Here is a 19,052-nt window from a genome sequence, read left to right on the forward strand (position 1 = left end):
GAAAACAAGAAGAAAATCTCATTCATCAACGAAAGAAATTGCTCTAATGAAGACATAGAAAACCTCTCTCGTTTCTAAAACAAGAGAGGTTGATTTTGTAAAGCAGACTATTTCATCCGCATACTATCAATTTTTTCTTCAGTCGGTGTGACACGTAAGGTCTTCTGTCCCGTATAAGTTACAAATCCAGGCTTACCGGCTGTTGGTTTGTTGAGTTTCTTAACATCAATCATATCGACTTGAACCAAGTTTGACAGACGTGCCTTAGAGTAGTAGGCTGCCAATTCAGCCGCATCTGTTTTGACTTCATCAGTTGGGTTAAGATTGTCCTTGATAACCACGTGACTACCTGGGATATCCTTGGCGTGGAACCAGAGCTCCCCCTTTTTAGCCATCTTGAAGGTCAACTCCTCATTTTGCAGGTTGTTACGACCAACCATGATAATGGTCTTACCATCAGAAGCCAGATACTGTTCAGGTTTCTTACGTTTGTGGCGCTTGTCAGTTGAACGACGCTTCATAAAGCCAGCCTGAACAAGCTCCTCACGAATATCTTCGATTTCATCCATGTTGGCTTGAGAAAGACTAAACTCCACACTCTCCAAATAATCAATAGTCTGCTTGGTTTCCTCAATCAAACCAGTCAAGTGCTTAACAGCTTCCTTGAGTTTCTGGTATTTCTTGAAGTAACGCTGAGCATTTTGGTTAGGTGTTAGAGCTACATTTAGTGGAATGGTAATCTTTTCACCAGTGTAGTAGTTGTCTAGCTCGACACTGTCCTTGTCGTTTGGCACCATGCTGAGGTAGGTGGTCAAAAGTTCACCTTTTTGACGGAACTCCTCGGCATTTTCAGTCTCCGCAAGCTCTTTTTCCTGTTTGACAAGTTTCTTCTTGTTTTTTTCCAGCTCATTTTGCACTCGGTGGATCAAATCACTCGCTTGTTGAGCCACACGGTCACGCGCCGCCTTGTCCAAGTAGTAGTAGTCCAAAAGGGCTGACAAGGTTTCAAACTCCGGTTGGTCCTGACTATCAGAGAATCTTACAGCTGAAAATGCCTTAGCCGTTAAGTTTGGCTCTACTTCACGATTGAAGAAGGCACGGAAATTCTTGAGCTTATCAGTCTCAAGTAAGGTTGATAATTCATTGGCCGTGTCACGCCCCAAACCTTGGAAAAGTTTTTGAAGGTTTCTAGCTGATAAATCCTCCGTCTGCAAGATTTCAAAGAGCTTTTCGTCTGGAATATCGAAAGGATTCGTGGCATCCGTCTTTGGTGGGGCAATATAGGTTGACCCCGGTAGAATCGTACGATAGCTATTTTGTGAAAAACCAACATGCTTGATAGATTCGATGATTTTGCTCTCGTTTTTGTCAATCAGGATAATGTTGGAGTGTTTCCCCATGATTTCCATAACTAGAGTAACCTTGACGCTGTCACCGATTTCGTTTTTATTAGAGACGGAAATCTCAAGGACACGGTCGTTTTCCAGTTGCTGGATATCCTCGATAACCGCTCCCTGAAGGTATTTCCGCATAATCATGGTATAGGTATTTGGATTCTGCGGATTTGGCAAGTCAGCCTTGGTCGTCTGAATACGCCCAAAGACAGGATGAGCCGAAAGCAGAAGCTTGTAATTCTGACGATTGTTACGAATGGTCAGGACCAACTCACGCTCAAAGGGCTGATTAACCTTCTGGATACGCCCGTAAAGCACTTGCTCACGCAACTCAGTCGTCATATGATGAAGAAAAAAGCCGTCAAAAGACATGATGTACTTCCTTTCTTGTTATTGATAATAATTGTTTTATTTTAAAAATAAAATTTTCTGTGAGACTTTCCTTAGGTGTTGGCGGACGTCAGCGAACTTTTACAAAGTTCCATGACTAATTTTTGAGCCTACCTAACGTCTCAAAAATTCCGAGCGCCTGAAACCTTCTAGTTTCAGGCGCTTTTAACACAGCGGAAAGTCTCAGTTAATTGCTCGCTCTGCTCGCAAAAAAAGATATTTCAAAAACTTGCAGAGTTTATGGGCTTTGTTAGTTTTTTTAAATAATTTGCATACGTTATGAACGTAAATATTGCCTAACTATTATAGCACAAAGAGAGTAAAAATGCTTTGGATGGGTAGTCGAAATTGAGTTTGTTATTATTATGAACCATTCTTTATTACAAAAATTGTTCCGCTAAAATAGTTAAAAAGTTATGTCTTTTATTTCCCTGAATACCTTTGAATTTATATCTGACTTGTGGTATCATTTAATATGCTGAAAATTAAAGGAGCATTAAATGAACGATATAAAAAAGATATGCAATGCGACTAATTTAAAATACCTAGCTGTTGCACTTATGTTTTTGGACCAAATCTATCAGATGTTCGGGAGTATGGGGGCACCTATATGGTTGACGATGTTGGGACGTCTGTCTTTCCCAATTTTCCTCTTTCTTGCTGCTGATAGTTTTCACTACACTCATGATCGTATGGCTTTTCTCAGGCGTCTGCTTTACATGAGTTGGTTTATGATCATTGGCAACGCCATCATTGGTAGTATTTTTCATAATGGTAGTATCAGTTTAACCAACAATGCCTTTTCAACCTTCTTTATTACTGGGATTTTTATTTGTTCTTGGGATTTGTTGGCTAAGGGGCTTCGCGATAAATCAAACAAGGAGTTGATTCAAGGGATTGGTGTTTTTCTCTTGCCGATTCTTTCATCTATTCCAGTTGTGATTCTTGCAGGCATATTTGAAACGCCACATGCAAACCCAATCGTTGTGCAGATTGTTGCCTTTATCTTGTCACTTGTGCCAAGTATTATCATGGTTGAGGGTGGCTTTGTAATGGTTATTTTGGGGTTGCTATTCTATATTTTCCGTACCAATCGTATGGCTCAAATCATTGTTTTAGTTGTTATTTCAGTGATTGCCCATCTTTTTGACCCGACAGGCGTTCAGTGGATGATGATCTTTGCGGCAATTCCTATGTATTTCTATAATGGTGAACGTGGTAGTGGTAACAAGAATTTCTTCTATATTTTCTATCCAGCCCATATTTATCTCTTGTGGATCCTAGCAAGTTTGTTTAGATAAAATGACAAAGACAGTCCTTGTGCTGTCTTTTTTCATGTTCAAAGTCAATTTTTATGGTTTGTTTCCTGCTTCTAAAACTGCTATAATTTAAGGCGTAATAGAATCAAGTGATAAGTCAATTGGAGGTATATCATGACAAAAGTAGCAGTAGTATTTGCGGAAGGATTTGAAGAAATCGAAGCCTTGAGCCCAGTGGATGTCTTCCGCCGAGCAGGATTTGACTGTAGCATGATAGGACTTGAAAGTACGTCAGTGACTGGCTCACATGGAATTCAAGTCGCTATGGATGGTGTATTTGATGGTAATTTTGCGGATTATGACTTGGTGGTCCTTCCTGGAGGTATGCCTGGCTCAACTAATCTACGCGACAACCAAGCCTTGATTGCCTCTCTTCAAGAAGCTTCAAAAGCTGGAAAATACGTTGTTGCCATTTGTGCAGCACCAATTGTTCTCGAACGTGCTGGTCTTCTTGAAGGTCGCAAATTCACATGTTTCCCAGGTGTTGAAGAACAAATTGCATCTGGCGAGCATCAAACTGACTTGGTGGTTGTTGATGGCAATATTGTCACTAGCCGTGGTGCCGGAACAGCCCTAGCCTTTGCCTATGCCTTGGTTGATTTGTTGGGTGGCGATGGTCAACAGTTGGCTCATACTATGGTTTACGACAGATTGTTCCAATAATCTTATTTTAAGACGGTTATCCAATATTCTTAACACCTATTGTTAGGAATATTGATAATTTATGTTACCCTATGAGATGATTGAGAACGTATCAAACAGAGGGCCTAGTTATAGGCTGGAGAGACCTTAGCTTAGTTTTTAGAGCTTTGGTTTTTTCTTTTCTCCTTTGACATCCGTCTTGAAAACGGTTATAATAATCACAAAATAACCTTTAAATGAGTCCAGAGAGGCTTAAAAGGTCGGACAGAGTGAAACAGCAGGGCTCTCCTGTGATTTTTTGTGCGACCTTGCCATGTGGCGAGGTTTTTTTGATGACATTTTGCAGTTTAGAAAGGGTTGTCATGATTTTAGTTGAAGATTTAACCATTGTGAGTCAGCGTGAGATTGCACCTCGTATTTTCGAGATGGTGCTTAAGGGAGAGATGGTTGCAGATATGCAGGTTGGACAGTTCGTCCATCTCAAAGTGCCAGACCCAAGCAAACTCCTTCGTCGTCCGATTTCCATTTCAGAGATTGACTATGACAAGAAAGAGGCAACCATTGTCTATCGAGTGGAACGCGAGGGAACAGCTATTCTGTCTAAGATGGTAGCTGGGCAAACCATCGATACCATGGGCCCTCAGGGAAATGGTTTTGATATTTCAGTTATTGAGGCTGGGCAGAAAGCCCTCCTAGTTGGTGGAGGTATTGGTGTGCCACCTTTGGTTGAGACAGCTAAACAGTTGAAGGCTAAGGGAGTGGAAGTTGTATCAGTCATTGGTTTTGCCAATAAGGATGCTGTCATTTTGGAGGATAAACTCAGAGCTTGTGGTGAAGTCTACGTGACGACTGATGACGGTTCATACGGTATCAAGGGTTACGTTTCGACAGTTATTGATGGTTTCGACTGGACACCAGATGCCGTGTATAGTTGCGGAGCCCCAGGCATGCTTAAATATGTCGATAGCAAGTTTGAAAATCACCCTCACGCCTATGTTTCTATGGAAGCCCGCATGGCTTGTGGTATGGGCGCTTGCTATGCCTGTGTGGTTCACGTTAAAGGAGAGTCGGACGCCAAAAATCTTCGTGTTTGTGAAGAAGGGCCAGTTTTCCCTACTGGAAAAGTCATCGTCTAGGAGGTTACTATGTCAGAGATGAATTCAAAAAATCGTTTAGCTATTAGCCTTCCAGGGCTCGACTTGAAAAATCCTATTATTCCAGCCTCAGGTTGCTTTGGTTTTGGTCAAGAGTATGCCAAGTATTATGATTTGGATAAACTAGGGTCAATCATGATTAAGGCTACTACCGCCAACCCTCGTTTTGGTAATCCAACACCCCGTGTGGCGGAAACACCATCAGGCATGCTCAATGCCATTGGCTTGCAAAACCCTGGTGTTGATGCTGTCTTGTCTGAAAAACTCCCTTGGTTGCAGGAGCATTATCCTGAGCTTCCAATCATTGCCAATGTAGCTGGATTTTCAAACGAAGAATATGCAGAAGTGTCTCATAAGATTTCCAAAGCCAGCAACGTCAAGGCGATCGAGCTCAACATCTCGTGTCCAAACGTGGACCATGGCAATAACGGCCTACTCATCGGACAAGTTCCAGAGCTTGCCTATGCGGCAGTAAAAGCCAGCGTCTCTCACTCTGATGTGCCCGTCTATGTCAAACTGACACCGAGCGTGGCTGATATCACAAGTGTCGCCAAAGCAGTCGAAGATGCCGGTGCGACTGGTTTCACCATGATTAACACCTTGGTCGGAACACGCTATGACTTGGCTACTCGCAAACCTATCATTGCCAACGGTCAAGGTGGTATGTCTGGGCCAGCCGTCTTTCCAGTAGCCCTTAAACTTATCCGCCAAGTTGCTCTAGCTTCAGACCTTCCAATCATCGGTATGGGGGGAGTCGACAGTGCCGAAGCAGCTATCGAAATGTTCATCGCTGGTGCCTCAGCCATCGGTGTCGGAACAGCCAACTTCGCAGATCCCTATGCCTGCCCTAAAATCATCGATCGCCTCCCTGAAGTCATGGACAAGTACGGTATCACAACACTTGAAGACTTGCGTAAGGAAGTTCGAACAGACTTGTTGGGGAAATAGAATAATTGATTTAAAAGTAAAAAGATGGAAACTAAAACTTCCATCTTTTTTATTGGTGACTTTATGTTCAATTCTTTCTCTAGCGTTGTGAATAAAATATATCATTATAAAGGCGTTTAAATAATCGAAGTTCAGTTAATGCCAGATTATATCTATATATTAGTTAGTATTCTACCTCGAATGGGTGAACTATTTTTTCTAGAAATACTAAGTATTCTTGGAGTATAATATCATTATTGATAGATAAAAGATTTTTTGTATTGTAATTTCTTGAAGCTATGTATTTGATTTTTTAAATTTAGAAACTCAGAAAAACGTTTAAAAAAATAAAAGGAGCATTATGAAATTTAAAGATTATACTTGGGACAAAGAGTTTGATATAAAAGGTTATTTTTCAGAATGTCCAGATAATTTCAATAGTAAGAATAATTTGAGCGGTATTTTACATTATTCTTCAAGAGAAATTGTATTAGAATTATTTGGCGAATTTGAAGAGGACCTAGGTATTTCTTTTAATCTTGGCAAGCATTTGGAAAAAATATATGGATTCACTAGTGATGGCAATATTTTAATTTTAAACACTTATGGAGAACCGATGGTATATTTATCATATCCTGGTTTTTCAATAACTAAATATAGAGTTAAAGACTTTAAAATCTACAGTGTATTTTATAATGAAGTAGAAAACTTTGACTATAATTCAGAAGCCTTTAAGAAATTAATAAATGAATTAGATTCTGAAAAAGTAAAAGAATTTAAATTTAGTTTCGAACACATTGAGGAATGGATTGCCAAATCACTGGTGACCATTAAGCGTGATAAGAATCAAACTATTTTTAAGAGTGCAGTACATAAATATCAATCAACAAAAGCGTTAATAAAATCAGTAGGAATGAACTTTGAGGATTCAGCAATACTACATTCTTCGTTTACAAACATATCATTTACAAGTGATTATTTTATTAAACTTACTTCAGCTGATTCAAAAAAAAGACTTTTTAATGATTTTTATCATGCTTCATGCAAGATTAAGGACCTTATTGAAATTTTATCAAATATACCTTTGTCTTTTACTAATATTGAATTTCTAGTTGATTATAAAATGGTAGATGATAAACGTTTGCCACTGACAAAAGGAAAATTCTTTGTGCAACATGCTAGAAAGTCTAAAAAATGGAAATCAAATTCTCAGCAAGATATCTCTTTAAAGAGATTAGAGAATAATTTTGAAGCTATTTTAAATCATTGGTTTGATAAATCTGAGGAACTTGATTTTATAGTTAAACAATTTTCAAAAAATCTTCATGGTAACTTATTCTTGGAAAATCAGTTGGTTGATGCAATCAGAAATCTAGAAGTATATTCAAGAAATTTTAAGAATTTTAAAATACCGCAACGTTTATCTGATATTGAAGAAGAACAAAAACGATGTTTGCTCAATTTTATAAATACAAATCTCTTAGAGGAGGTTAGAGGTAAGTTTAGAAATAGATTGAAATTTAATAAGAAAGAACCAAGTCTTTCTGAACGGTTGAAAAATTTATTTGATTCAATAGATGAGCTTAATCAGTCTAAAATTTTTTCAAATGTAGAGAGAGAATTGCTGATAAAAAAATTAACTCAAACACGCAATTATTATACTCACGGTGATTCGAAGGATAAATATCCAAAATTGATAACAGATATCAGTGAGATGTACGAAACAACATTGCTTCTTCGAGAAGTTTTAAGATATTATATCTACCAAGAATTAAGAATGAAATATGAATATATAGGTTTCTAAAGACTTTGAAATAAGTTTTAAAAATTTCATTAATGTACTACAGGATAGAGATTAAAGATACCCCCTTTGACATTCCCTCATAAAAGCGCTATAATGGAACAAATTGAACTGAACCTTTAATCGAGTCCAGAGAGGCGAGAAAGGTGTACTGAGATGCTACGGCATCACTAAAGGGTAGGGACTGCCCTATTTTCGTGCAACCTTCGCTGACTGGCGGAGGTTTTTTGTGTGAAAGGATATAAGAAATGAGAGAAAATCGTCCTGTTATTGCCCTTGATTTCCCGACTTTTGAGGATGTGAAGGCTTTCCTTGCTAAGTTTCCTGCTGATGAAAAGCTCTATGTGAAGATTGGTATGGAGCTCTACTATGCGGCTGGGCCTGAGATTGTGCGCTACGTTAAAGAGCTTGGTCATAGTGTTTTTCTTGACCTTAAGCTTCACGATATTCCAAATACTGTGAAATCAGCTATGCGTGTCTTGTCTAACCTTGGCGTTGATATGACTAATGTGCATGCGGCTGGTGGTGTGGAAATGATGAAGGCTGCGCGTGAGGGCTTGGGAGATGGTCCAATCTTGATTGCTGTAACACAGTTGACCTCCACCTCTGAAGAGCAAATGCGTGATTTTCAAAATATCCAAACCACACTTCAAGAATCAGTGGTTCATTATGCTAAGAAGACTGCTGAAGCAGGTCTTGATGGTGTTGTCTGCTCAGCACACGAAGTAGCGAAAATCAAAGAAGCAACAAATGAATATTTCGTTTGTTTGACACCTGGTATCCGTCCAGCAGGAGCAGCAGTTGGTGACCAAAAACGTGTCATGACACCTGCCGATGCCCGTCAAATTGGTTCAGATTACATTGTTGTTGGTCGTCCAATTACACAAGCTGATGATCCAGTAGCAGCTTATCACGACATCAAGACCCAATGGAAGGGTCAATAAATTTTCAAAAAGACCTTATTTCATAGGAAAATAGATGGAATTAGGTTATAATAAAGAATAGAAAACGCTTTACGGAGGATAATAATTATGACATTAGCATCACAAATCGCATCTGACTTGCTTGATATCAAGGCTGTTTACCTTAAACCTGAAGAACCATTTACATGGGCATCAGGAATCAAATCACCAATCTACACAGACAACCGTATCACTTTATCTTACCCTGAAACTCGTACACTTATTGAAAATGGTTTTGTGGAAAAGATTAAAGAAGAATTCCCTGAAGTAGAAGTGATTGCAGGTACTGCAACTGCTGGTATTCCTCACGGTGCGATTATCGCTGACAAGATGAACCTTCCGTTTGCCTACATCCGTAGCAAACCAAAAGATCATGGTGCTGGTAACCAAATCGAAGGTCGTGTGGTTAAAGGCGAAAAAATGGTTGTTGTTGAAGACTTGATTTCAACTGGTGGTTCAGTACTTGATGCTGTAGCAGCTGCAGAGCGTGAAGGGGCTGATGTTATCGGTGTTGTGGCTATCTTCACTTACGAATTGCCAAAAGCTGAGAAAAACTTTGCGGATGCTGGTGTGAAATTGGTTACTCTTTCAAACTACACTGAGTTGATCAAAGTCGCTAAAGTTCAAGGCTACATCACAGCAGATGGACTTCAACTTTTGAAGAAATTCAAAGAAAATCAAGAGACTTGGCAAGACTAATTATCAAGATTTAAGGCGGAACGTTTTAGGCGTTTCGCTTTTTTTAGTATAATTTAGGAAAAGATAAGCAGGGAGAGTATAAGATGACAATTAATGAGTGGTCAGATGCAACGGCAATGGCTGAAGCTGTTCAAAATAAGGCGGTCAGTCCCCGAGAACTAGTGGAGGCTACCATTCGTGAAGCAGAGAGGACGAATCCTAAAATCAATGCTATCGTCAGTCAACGCTACGATAAAGCATTGAAAGAAGCAGAAACTAGAGACTTATCAGATAAACCATTTGCTGGAGTTCCGATTTTCCTAAAGGATTTGGGTCAAGAGCAAGCTGGTGAGCCGTCATCAGCGGGTTCTCGCCTATTTACAAGTTATCGAGCTAAGGAAAGCGATAATTATGTTAAGAAACTTGAGGAATTGGGCTTTATTATTTTAGGACGTTCTAGCACTCCTGAGTTTGGTTTCAAAAATATCAGTGATGCTCAGATTCATGGTCCTGTTAATCTGCCTGACGATGTGACACGTAATGCTGGCGGATCAAGTGGTGGTGCGGCAGCTCTTGTGAGTTCTGGAATTTCTCCCTTGGCACCGGCTAGTGACGGTGGAGGATCTATCCGTATTCCAGCTTCCTTTAACGGACTTATCGGGCTTAAGCCTAGCAGAGGACGGATTCCTGTCGGTCCTAATTCTTTCCGTGGCTGGCAGGGAGCCTCTGTCCAGTTTGCTTTAACTAAGACTGTACGCGATACAAAACGCTTGCTCTACCACATGCAGACGTGTCAGATGGAAAGTCCTTTTATCTTACCGAAACTTAGCAAAGTGTCTTTAGAAGAACCTATTAGACCTTTGAAGATTGCCTTTTCGACTGTCTCTCCTATTGGTGATAAGGTGTCAGAATCTGCTATTGCGGCGACAAAAAAGGCTGCTAGAGCATTGGAAAGTCTCGGACATCATGTGCATGAAATCAGCAATCAGCCCTTGAATGGGATTGAAGCTATGCAGTCTTACTACATCATGAATAGTGTCGAGACGGCTGCTATGTTTGATTCCATAAAGGCTGGTTTAGGACGGAAGATGACCTTTGAAGATATGGAGTTGATGACTTGGGCTATTTTCCAATCTGGGCAAAAGATTCCTGCTATAATTTACTCTAAAATTCTAGCCCAGTGGGATCAGTATAGCCATCAGATGGCGAATTTTCATGAGACTTACGATATTCTTCTAACACCAACAGTTGCGGATGTGGCACCTAAGCATGGACAGTTTGCCCTTTCTGAAAACTTACAAAATCAACTCAAACATATGGCTGATTTTGATTGGCCAAAGCAACAGGAACTTATTTGGGAAATGTTTGCGGACAGCTTAGACTGGACGCCTTTCACGCAACAAGCTAACCTGACGGGACAACCATCGATTTCTTTACCTGTCTATCGGGACGAGCTGGGTCTCTCACTCGGTGTTCAACTGACAGCTGCCAAGGGAAGAGAAGACCTCATCTTACAATTGGCCCAACAGATAGAAGAACGTTCGTTTTTTAGCTAGACATTCTCATTTCCGGTTCAATATTTTGTGAAACCCTTTCAAATAGTGTAGGCTAAGATTATAAGTTTTTAACTTAATTTTATCTTTTAAGGAGACACATAGATGAAAAAGAGATTTTTCGCCGTATTTAGCCTAATTTTGGCTGCGGTCTTTTTGGTTGCCTGCTCATCACAAAGTACAGGTGAGAAGAACTGGGAAAAGATTGAGAAACGTGGGAGCATCAAGGTTGCGACTGCTGGAACACTTTACCCACAAAGCTACCACGATGATAAGAACAATTTGACTGGTTATGACGTTGAGATTCTCAAAGAAGTTGGAAAACGTCTTAAGTTGAAAATTGACTTCACGGAGATGGGCGTGGATGGCATGCTTACTGCTGTAAATAGTGGTCAAGTAGATATCGCCAACTACTCACTCGAAGACGACAACAAGAACGTTAAAAAATTCTTGCGTTCTGAACCATACAAGTATTCATTTACATCCATGGTAGTCCGTAAATCGGATAACTCAGGAATTTCTTCATGGAAGGACCTCAAAGGCAAGAAAGCAGCCGGTGCTGCAAGTACCAAGTACATGAAGATTGCCAAAAAAATGGGTGCTGAACTCGTCGTATATGATAATGTTACCAATGACGTTTATATGCAAGACCTGGTAAATGGTCGTACAGACGTTATCGTCAACGATTACTATTTGCAAAAGATGGCAGTAGCCGCTATCAAAGATAAGTACCCTGTTAAGATCAACGATGGTATCTACAGCAACCCTTACTCAACAAGCTTTACTTTCTCATTGAAGAATAAAACCCTTCAAGAAAAAGTTAATAAAGCCATCAAAGACATGAAGAAAGATGGTACCCTTACCAAGATTTCAGAGAAGTTCTTTGCTGGTCAAGACGTTACAAAGAAAACAAAAGTTGACTACACTGAGATTGACATCTCTGATGTTGAATAATATGAGCGATCCGATTGGATCGCTTATTTGCTAAAGAAATGTTTAGAAAGATAGACTTATGATTATTGATTTTTCACTGATTCTAAAAAGCATTCCCTATGTCCTATCAGGTTTGCCCTATACTTTGGGGATTTCCCTTTTAAGCTTTATGGTAGGGAATGTATTTGCCATCATCCTTGCCTTTATGCGGATGTCGCAAAAGCCTTGGTTGAAGTATCCTGCCCGTGTTTATATTTCCATCATGCGTGGAGTCCCAATGTTGGTTGTCCTCTTCATTCTTTACTTTGGTCTGCCTTACGTTGGTGTTCAGCTGCCCGCCCTTCTTTGTGCCTTTATTGGTTTCTCCTGTGTTAGTGCCGCTTATATGGCAGAGATTTTTCGTTCATCCATAGCTGCCGTAGATAAGGGGCAGTGGGAAGCCGCTCGCTCTCTTGGTCTTCCTAAGAAGTCTATTATCCGTCGAATTATCTTACCTCAGGCCATGCGTATAGCAGTAGCACCTCTTGGTAATGTCATCATTGACATGGTAAAGAGTTCCTCGTTGGCGGCTATGATTACAGTGCCTGACATTTTCCAAAATGCTAAGATTATCGGTGGGCGTGAGTATGACTACATGTCTATGTATATCCTAATCGCCCTTATTTACTGGACTTTGAGCTTTACTTTTGAACTGCTTCAAGGCTATCTTGAAAAACGTTTAGCTACCTATTGATTATTAAAAAATTGTTTTATTATCTAATAAAACATTGAAATTTATTTAATTCTAATCTTATAAATGTGGTATAATAAAAACGATTTAACAATCAGAAAGGTATTTTGGAATGAAGAAGAAAACAGTCGTTGCAACGACCCTATCAACCCTACTTGTCTCAACTGCCATCTTGGCCAATGCTGTCCATGCTGACGAGGTAGAAACTCATGCAGGTGTAACAGCACCAAGCACTGAAGTAGTAGCTACAGAGGCAACTACCAATGCGACATCTACTGTAGCAACAACTGCATCTAGCGAGTCTGCAGCACCAGTAGCTAGTTCAACATCAGTTGTTACTGCTTCAACAGCTGAAACAAGCGAAACACCTTCTGCTACAGCAAGTGAAACAGCAACTGCAGCCGCAACTCCTACAACAGAAGTCGTGACAAATGCTAGCACAAGTGCCAGCAACGACACTGTAACTGTCCTTCACACCAACGATGTTCACGGTCGTATGGTTGAAGATGATCGTAACGGAGTTATTGGTGATGCCCTTTTGTCTGGTATCGTAAATGATTCTCGTTCAAAAGGAACAACCCTTGTCTTTGACTCCGGGGACTCATTCCAAGGACTTCCAATCTCAAACAGTTCTAAAGGTGAAGACATGGCAAGCGTCATGAATGCTGTTGGTTTTGATGCCATGACAGTGGGTAACCATGAGTTTGACTTTGGTCTTGACCAATTGCGTCGTTTGAGCAAACAAATCAATTTCCCAATCATCACATCTAACGTATATGTAGATGGCGTCCGTCTTTTCCAACCATCTACAATCGTTGACAAAACACCTGGTGTTGATGGAGATGAAGTAGTTGTTATTGGTGTTACGACACCTGAGACAGCTACTAAGACACACCCTCGTAACATTCCTGGCGTCTCTTTCACTGATCCTATTACTGAGGTTAAGGCTGTTGTTGACCAAGTGGAATCAAATGCCCGTGCCGAAGGTAAGGAATATAAGACTTATGTTGTCCTTAGTCACTTGGGTATTGATACAACAACTCCAGTTGAATGGCGTGGATCAACTTTGGCAGAAGCTCTTTCAAATTATGCCCCTTTGAAAGGAAAACGTGTTCTTGTCCTTGATGGTCACTCACACACTCTCCACACAGCGACATACGGTGATAACGTTACTTACAACCAAACTGGTAGCTACCTTAACAATGTTGGTCGCGTCGTTTATAATTCTGACCGTGTCTTGTCACATGGCGTGATTTCACATGACGAAGCTAAGAAGAATTATCAAGTTAACCCAACAGTTAAAGCTATGATTGATGATATCCAAGCTAAGTACAAGGCAGATTCTTCGAAAGTCGTTATCGAAAATAGCCCTGTTAAACTTAGCGGTGACCGTATGGATGTTCGTGTTCGTGAAACCAACCTTGGTAATGTGGTCGCTGATGCTCTCTTAGATTACGGACAATCAGCTTTCACACACAAGTCTAACCTTGCCGTGACAAATGGTGGTGGTCTTCGTGAAACAATCGCCAAAGACAAGCCAATTACTAAAGGTGATATCATTGCCGTTCTTCCATTTGGTAACTCAGTTGCTCAAATTCAAGTAACAGGTCAAAATATCCATGATATGTTTGTCAAATCTCTTGGTTCTATTCTCCAAGTTGACGAAAGCGGTAAAACTGTTCTGGATGAAAATGGTCAACCTCTTCTTGAACCATCTGGTGGTTTCCTTCAAGTCTCAGGAGCTCGTGTTTACTATGACACAACTCTTCCAGCTGAAAAACGTATCTTGTCAATTGACATTTTGGATCCAGAAACTGGTGTCTATAAACCACTCAACACAAACGGAACTTACTACCTTGTAACGAATGACTTCTTGGCTGCTGGTGGTGATGGCTTCACAATGTTGGGCGGTCCTCGTGAAGAAGGTCCTTCAATGGATACCGTCTTTGCGGATTACTTGACACGTGCAGACCTATCTAAGTATGCAGTTATCAATCCAAACTCACGTACCATTTCTATTTCAAGTGCTGATTTTGCTGCCTTGAACAACAAAGAAAATGCAGAAGACCCTACACTTAATCCATTGAGTCCTGTTACGCCATCTAGCGTTGCTGAAGACCTTAAAACAACTAAACCAGTTGTATCTAAAGTAGTAACGACACCTAATGGTAAAGTATTCTTCGTTTCAACAAGAAACGAAGCACTTAAAGAAACAGAAAAAGTGGCAGAAGCTTCTGCTCAAACTGAAGTTCTTCCTACAACAGGTGACAAGGCCTCACACGCTGGGCTCCTCGGACTTGGTATGCTGCTAACTCTCTTTGGACTTAGTGGAAAACACAAAGGTAAAGAGAAATACTAAGAAGTTTGCAGATAAAAAAAGAGTTAACCATTTGGCTAACTCTTTTTTGTTTTCTTGTTGTTGCTATGTGTTTTTCGATACTGACTTGGTGTTTGGTCGTAATAGTGTTTAAATTGACGGTTGAAATTTGATAAATTGTTAAAACCAACATCAGTAGCAATTTCCAAAACTGGTTTAACACTATTACGGAGCTCTTCACAAGCAGCATTAAGTCTTGCTTGAATGATAAATTCGGTACAAGAGGTACCAGTTTGTTGCTTAAAAATCGTCATAAAGTGAGTCTTACTATACCCCATAAGCAATGACAACTTATCAATAGTGAGATTTTCGGCATAATGCTGGTTAATGTAATCAATAATTTCCCGAATTTTTTCATTCTTACGATAATGATCATCAGAAGTCTTTCGCTCTACCAAGCGATAGAAGTAGAAGAGATAGATTAATTCCTCTAGTTTTGACTTGAGAAGAAGTTCATAGTGACGATCTTTCTGACGAATTATCCTAAAAATCTCGAAGAGAAGTGCTTTAATTTCCGTATAACCCTCGTCTGATGGTCTTAGACATTGTTTAAACTTAAAATTGGAATTCTGTAAGGGCTGAAGATAACGGAGACTAAGCAGATCCACCAGAGACTGTCCCAACATATCCAAATGAAAATGAAGGGTATCAGTATGATGAGACTGATTATCTATGGGATGAATCGAATGAAGCTCATTAGGACATATCAAAAAAATATCTCCAGCCTGACTGTCAAAATAGTCATAATCAATATGATAGCGAGCTGTCCCCTCATAAACATACTGTATTTCAAGCTCAGGATGCCAATGAAATAAAATATCAGGACGTCCATTTTCGACCATAGTTTCCGCCAGTCGAAACGGAAGCAGATTATCATCAAAATCTATCAAATGTTTAAAATCAGTATCAGTAGCTGCTTGACTCATGATTAACCTTTCAAAATCATAGGATAATACCATGATAGCATTTTCTTTCTTAAAAAGCATGAGTTAATCGTCTTATAGTATTGGTAGTTTTAAGTTTACATAATTTTATTTCTGTATTTAAGTATGCAAAATAAAAAGATGACTAAGCATCCTTTTTACATAAATTTAGTTATGTTTATTTTCCTAGACAGAACTGACTAAAGAGTTGTGTAATGAGTTCATCTGGGGCGGCGTCACCAGTAATTTCTCCTAAAACTTCCCAGGTGCGTGTCATATCAACCTGTAAGAGGTCAACAGGCATGCCTAATTCAAGACCTTGATTGACTGCTTCAAGACTTTCGAGAGCTTTTTCAATGAGTGAAATGTGACGGGCATTTGAGAGATAAGTAGCATCTTTCTCCACTAGGCCAGCATTATCAAAGAAGAGCTGATTGATGCGATCTTCGATTTTGTCAATATTTTCATTCTTGAGGACTGAAATTGGAATGACATCTTTGGGAAGCTCTTCCATTTGGATTGCTTGTGGTAGGTCTGTCTTATTTAGAAGAATGATGCGATTGCTATTTTGACTGATTTCTAATAATGTACGGTCTTGCTCTGTTAACGGTTCAGAGCTATTAAGCACAAGGAGAACCAGGTCAGCCTCTTCGAGAGCTTTCTTGGAACGCTCAACACCAATCTTTTCAACCACATCATCTGTGTCTCGAATACCAGCAGTATCGATTAACTTAAGTGGAACACCCTTGATATTAACGTATTCTTCAATGACATCACGGGTGGTACCTTCAATGTCTGTTACGATAGCTTTCTCCTCGCGTAGGAGATTGTTAAGAAGACTAGATTTTCCGACATTTGGACGACCAATGATTGCCGTTGAAAGGCCTTCTCGTAGGATTTTTCCTCGTTTAGCAGTGGCAAGAAGATTTTCTAAAAGTGCTTGGAACTCTTGCGTTTTTTCACGGACAAGAGCTGTGGTGACTTCTTCAACATCATCATATTCTGGGTAATCAATATTCACTTCGACTTGAGCCAAGGTGTTAAGGATTTCTTGGCGAGTGTTGTTAATGAGATCCTTGAGCGACCCATCAAGTTGAGAGACGGCAACGGCCATAGCCTTATCAGTTTTAGCACGAATCAAATCCATAACAGCTTCGGCCTGAGTCAAGTCCACACGACCATTCAAAAAGGCACGTTTGGTGAATTCTCCAGGCTCAGCCATACGAGCTCCAGAACGAATAAGGAGTTGGAGGATTTCATTAGTCACAGCAACCCCACCGTGAGTGTTGATCTCCACGACATCCTCACGCGTAAAGGTCTTTGGCGCACGCATAACACTTACCATGACTTCATCAATGGTTTCCTCATTTTCGACAATATGGCCGTAATTGATAGTATGTGAAGCAACCGTTTCTAGATCTCTTCCTTTGAAAACTTTATTAGCAATAGCAATAGCATCGGTTCCAGATAAGCGAACGATACCGATAGCACCTTCACCTAAGGGCGTTGAAATGGCAGTAATCGTATCAAATTCTTTGGTAATTGACATAGTTATTCCTTTGGATTTTTTCTGTATAAGTTTTAAAATGATTTAATTTCATTGTAACGCAAAAGAGCAGTAGTCGCAAGGATTGGTGCTGATAAAGCCAAGAAAAAAGAGCCTGAGCTCTTTTTGTTTATTTGTGGCGTTCAAAGTATGATTTGGTTTCTTTAATGATGATTGGTGAAAGCACTAGGAGGGCAATCAAGTTAGGCAATGCCATCAAGCCGTTTACGATATCTGCAATTTTCCAAACAACATCAAGTGTGAGGTAACCACCAAGAGCAACCATAACCACAAAAATGAAGCGGTAGAGTGGAAGGAATTTAGTTGATTTGAAAATGAATTCGAAACAACGTTCACCATAGTAAGACCAACCCAAGATTGTTGTAAAGGCAAAGAGAACTAAAGAAAGTGTTAAGGCAATTTCACCAAATGTACCAAAAACAGAAGAGAAGGCGGCTTGTGTCATTGGGGCACCTTCTAGGCTACCTGACCATTGACCAGTTACAAGGATAGCAAGACCTGTAAGTGTACAGATGATAATCGTATCAATGAAAGTACCTGTCATCGAAATCAAACCTTGTTCAACAGGTTCTTCGGTCTTAGCGGCGGCGGCAGCGATAGGAGCTGATCCAAGACCTGACTCATTTGAGAAGACACCACGCGCAATACCAAGTCGCATAGCGACCATGACTGTTGCACCAGCAAAACCACCTACGGCTGCTTTCCCAGTAAAGGCAGATTGGAAGACCATTTCAAGAACTGGTAAAAGTTGATTAAAGTTTGTAAAGATAACCACAAGAGCTGCTAGGATATAAAGTCCAGCCATAAATGGTACGACCTTTTCAGAAACTTTAGAGATAGATTGGATACCACCAAAAATGATGGCAGCAGTTATAAGAGCAAGTAAGATACTTACGATTTTTGGTGACCAGTCAAAGCTGTTTTGAAGTGAGGCGGTGATTGAGTTAACTTGAGAGAAAGTACCAATCCCCAACCATGCAACAAGGACACCTGCAAAGGCAAAGAAGTAGGCCAAAGGTTTAGCAAATATTTGCCATTTTCCAGAGAAACCGTGTGTGATGTAATACATTGGACCACCAGATACATTACCTTGGTCGTCAAGTGTACGGAATTTAATAGCCAAAAGACCTTCGGAATATTTGGTTGCCATACCAAAGAAAGCGGCAATCCACATCCAGAAAAGGGCACCAGGTCCACCAGTTTTGATGGCTGTAGCTACCCCAACAATGTTACCTGTACCAACAGTTGCAGCAAGAGCTGTCGCAAGGGCTGCAAAACTAGAAATATCACCTTCCCCTTTATCTTCAGCAAAGATAAGTTTAAAAGCTTTAGGAAGACGAAGAACTTGCAAAAGTCCAAGACGAAGCGTAAGGTAAATCCCAGTTCCTACAAGAAGGACCAAAAGTGGTGGACCCCAGACAAAATCATCAATGGTAGTAAAAAAGTCTAACATGAATGTAACAATCTCCTTTAACCGAGACGTCAAAAAAGAGGTTTGGCTTAACCAGACCTCTGAGAATACAAAGCTATTACTACAAGTAAATAAACTTGCGATGCTTTCTGTCCTTTTACCTGAGAGTTTCGGTTGTTACCCCTTGCCCCTTCGGTGTCTTGTTTACAGCTAAGGCTGCTTCAAGATCTCTCCAGAAGTCCGTCAATCACCAGTCTTCCTGATGACATCACTCGGTTTTTATTTTATTGT

Annotated in this window: 15 protein-coding genes and 1 riboswitch; of the genes, 11 read left to right on the plus strand and 4 right to left on the minus strand. The window is 40.1% G+C overall.

From position 1 onward, the window contains the following. Positions 1-107 precede the first annotated feature (107 nt). Positions 108-1,766, minus strand: a complete 1,659-nt coding sequence (locus O3670_RS02070; protein ID WP_048790283.1) for an Rqc2 family fibronectin-binding protein — start codon at positions 1,764-1,766, stop codon at positions 108-110. A gap of 518 nt (positions 1,767-2,284) precedes the next feature. On the opposite strand from O3670_RS02070, the gene O3670_RS02075 reads away from it, so the two are divergent. The 11 genes from O3670_RS02075 (at position 2,285) to nt5e (ending at position 14,842) form a co-directional block, all read left to right on the plus strand. After that, positions 2,285-3,085: a TraX family protein gene (locus tag O3670_RS02075; protein WP_048790284.1), complete on the plus strand. Its 801-nt coding sequence runs from the start codon at positions 2,285-2,287 to the stop codon at positions 3,083-3,085. A 132-nt stretch (positions 3,086-3,217) separates the two neighbouring features. Continuing rightward, on the plus strand, positions 3,218-3,766 hold the full coding sequence (locus O3670_RS02080; RefSeq protein ID WP_048790285.1) for a DJ-1 family glyoxalase III: 549 nt from the start codon (positions 3,218-3,220) through the stop codon (positions 3,764-3,766). Positions 3,767-4,107: 341 nt separating this feature from the next. Further along, positions 4,108-4,881 carry a dihydroorotate dehydrogenase electron transfer subunit gene (locus tag O3670_RS02085; RefSeq protein WP_238799541.1) on the plus strand — a complete coding sequence of 258 codons (774 nt, stop codon included), beginning with the start codon at positions 4,108-4,110 and terminating at the stop codon, positions 4,879-4,881. 9 nt (positions 4,882-4,890) lie between these two features. Beyond that, positions 4,891-5,847, plus strand: a complete 957-nt coding sequence (locus tag O3670_RS02090) for a dihydroorotate dehydrogenase (protein ID WP_173014508.1) — start codon at positions 4,891-4,893, stop codon at positions 5,845-5,847. 340 nt (positions 5,848-6,187) lie between these two features. Then, positions 6,188-7,630, plus strand: a complete 1,443-nt coding sequence (locus O3670_RS02095) for a HEPN domain-containing protein (protein ID WP_070475982.1) — start codon at positions 6,188-6,190, stop codon at positions 7,628-7,630. Positions 7,631-7,875: 245 nt separating this feature from the next. After that, positions 7,876-8,571, plus strand: coding sequence for an orotidine-5'-phosphate decarboxylase (gene pyrF / locus O3670_RS02100; RefSeq protein WP_371595744.1), 696 nt, complete (start codon positions 7,876-7,878; stop codon positions 8,569-8,571). 87 nt (positions 8,572-8,658) lie between these two features. Continuing rightward, positions 8,659-9,288, plus strand: a complete 630-nt coding sequence (gene pyrE, locus O3670_RS02105; protein WP_004182503.1) for an orotate phosphoribosyltransferase — start codon at positions 8,659-8,661, stop codon at positions 9,286-9,288. Positions 9,289-9,371: 83 nt separating this feature from the next. After that, complete coding sequence (locus O3670_RS02110) at positions 9,372-10,823, plus strand: amidase (RefSeq protein ID WP_201036289.1); 1,452 nt, start codon at positions 9,372-9,374, stop codon at positions 10,821-10,823. A 102-nt stretch (positions 10,824-10,925) separates the two neighbouring features. Further along, positions 10,926-11,774, plus strand: coding sequence for a transporter substrate-binding domain-containing protein (locus O3670_RS02115; protein WP_155124052.1), 849 nt, complete (start codon positions 10,926-10,928; stop codon positions 11,772-11,774). Between the two features lie 58 nt (positions 11,775-11,832). Further along, positions 11,833-12,486: an amino acid ABC transporter permease gene (locus O3670_RS02120; RefSeq protein ID WP_021144153.1), complete on the plus strand. Its 654-nt coding sequence runs from the start codon at positions 11,833-11,835 to the stop codon at positions 12,484-12,486. A 109-nt stretch (positions 12,487-12,595) separates the two neighbouring features. Beyond that, on the plus strand, positions 12,596-14,842 hold the full coding sequence (gene nt5e, locus O3670_RS02125) for a cell surface ecto-5'-nucleotidase Nt5e (RefSeq protein ID WP_155124053.1): 2,247 nt from the start codon (positions 12,596-12,598) through the stop codon (positions 14,840-14,842). A gap of 35 nt (positions 14,843-14,877) precedes the next feature. On the opposite strand, the gene O3670_RS02130 is transcribed toward nt5e, so the two are convergent. The 3 genes from O3670_RS02130 to O3670_RS02140 all read right to left on the minus strand — a co-directional run bounded on the left by O3670_RS02130 (position 14,878) and on the right by O3670_RS02140 (position 18,803). Continuing rightward, positions 14,878-15,786: an AraC family transcriptional regulator gene (locus O3670_RS02130; protein WP_371595745.1), complete on the minus strand. Its 909-nt coding sequence runs from the start codon at positions 15,784-15,786 to the stop codon at positions 14,878-14,880. Between the two features lie 175 nt (positions 15,787-15,961). Continuing rightward, entirely contained in the window at positions 15,962-17,332 is a 1,371-nt protein-coding gene (mnmE, locus tag O3670_RS02135) for a tRNA uridine-5-carboxymethylaminomethyl(34) synthesis GTPase MnmE (RefSeq protein ID WP_073685281.1), read from the minus strand. Between the two features lie 127 nt (positions 17,333-17,459). Then, positions 17,460-18,803: an alanine/glycine:cation symporter family protein gene (locus tag O3670_RS02140; RefSeq protein WP_073685283.1), complete on the minus strand. Its 1,344-nt coding sequence runs from the start codon at positions 18,801-18,803 to the stop codon at positions 17,460-17,462. Between the two features lie 97 nt (positions 18,804-18,900). After that, a riboswitch (glycine riboswitch) is annotated at positions 18,901-19,007 on the minus strand. Between the last annotated feature and the right edge of the window lie 45 nt (positions 19,008-19,052).

It is taken from the genome of Streptococcus sp. 27098_8_74 (assembly GCF_041431705.1).
In the GTDB taxonomy this organism is placed as follows: domain Bacteria; phylum Bacillota; class Bacilli; order Lactobacillales; family Streptococcaceae; genus Streptococcus; species Streptococcus salivarius_E.

Excerpts from the sequence above, each read along its gene's own strand:
- O3670_RS02070 (WP_048790283.1), bottom strand. The coding sequence starts at position 1,766 with ATGTCTTTTGACGGCTTTTTTCTTCATCATATGACGACTGAGTTGCGT.
- O3670_RS02075 (WP_048790284.1), top strand. The coding sequence starts at position 2,285 with ATGAACGATATAAAAAAGATATGCAATGCGACTAATTTAAAATACCTA.
- O3670_RS02080 (WP_048790285.1), top strand. The coding sequence starts at position 3,218 with ATGACAAAAGTAGCAGTAGTATTTGCGGAAGGATTTGAAGAAATCGAA.
- O3670_RS02085 (WP_238799541.1), top strand. The coding sequence starts at position 4,108 with ATGATTTTAGTTGAAGATTTAACCATTGTGAGTCAGCGTGAGATTGCA.
- O3670_RS02090 (WP_173014508.1), top strand. The coding sequence starts at position 4,891 with ATGTCAGAGATGAATTCAAAAAATCGTTTAGCTATTAGCCTTCCAGGG.
- O3670_RS02095 (WP_070475982.1), top strand. The coding sequence starts at position 6,188 with ATGAAATTTAAAGATTATACTTGGGACAAAGAGTTTGATATAAAAGGT.
- pyrF (WP_371595744.1), top strand. The coding sequence starts at position 7,876 with ATGAGAGAAAATCGTCCTGTTATTGCCCTTGATTTCCCGACTTTTGAG.
- pyrE (WP_004182503.1), top strand. The coding sequence starts at position 8,659 with ATGACATTAGCATCACAAATCGCATCTGACTTGCTTGATATCAAGGCT.
- O3670_RS02110 (WP_201036289.1), top strand. The coding sequence starts at position 9,372 with ATGACAATTAATGAGTGGTCAGATGCAACGGCAATGGCTGAAGCTGTT.
- O3670_RS02115 (WP_155124052.1), top strand. The coding sequence starts at position 10,926 with ATGAAAAAGAGATTTTTCGCCGTATTTAGCCTAATTTTGGCTGCGGTC.
- O3670_RS02120 (WP_021144153.1), top strand. The coding sequence starts at position 11,833 with ATGATTATTGATTTTTCACTGATTCTAAAAAGCATTCCCTATGTCCTA.
- nt5e (WP_155124053.1), top strand. The coding sequence starts at position 12,596 with ATGAAGAAGAAAACAGTCGTTGCAACGACCCTATCAACCCTACTTGTC.
- O3670_RS02130 (WP_371595745.1), bottom strand. The coding sequence starts at position 15,786 with ATGAGTCAAGCAGCTACTGATACTGATTTTAAACATTTGATAGATTTT.
- mnmE (WP_073685281.1), bottom strand. The coding sequence starts at position 17,332 with ATGTCAATTACCAAAGAATTTGATACGATTACTGCCATTTCAACGCCC.
- O3670_RS02140 (WP_073685283.1), bottom strand. The coding sequence starts at position 18,803 with ATGTTAGACTTTTTTACTACCATTGATGATTTTGTCTGGGGTCCACCA.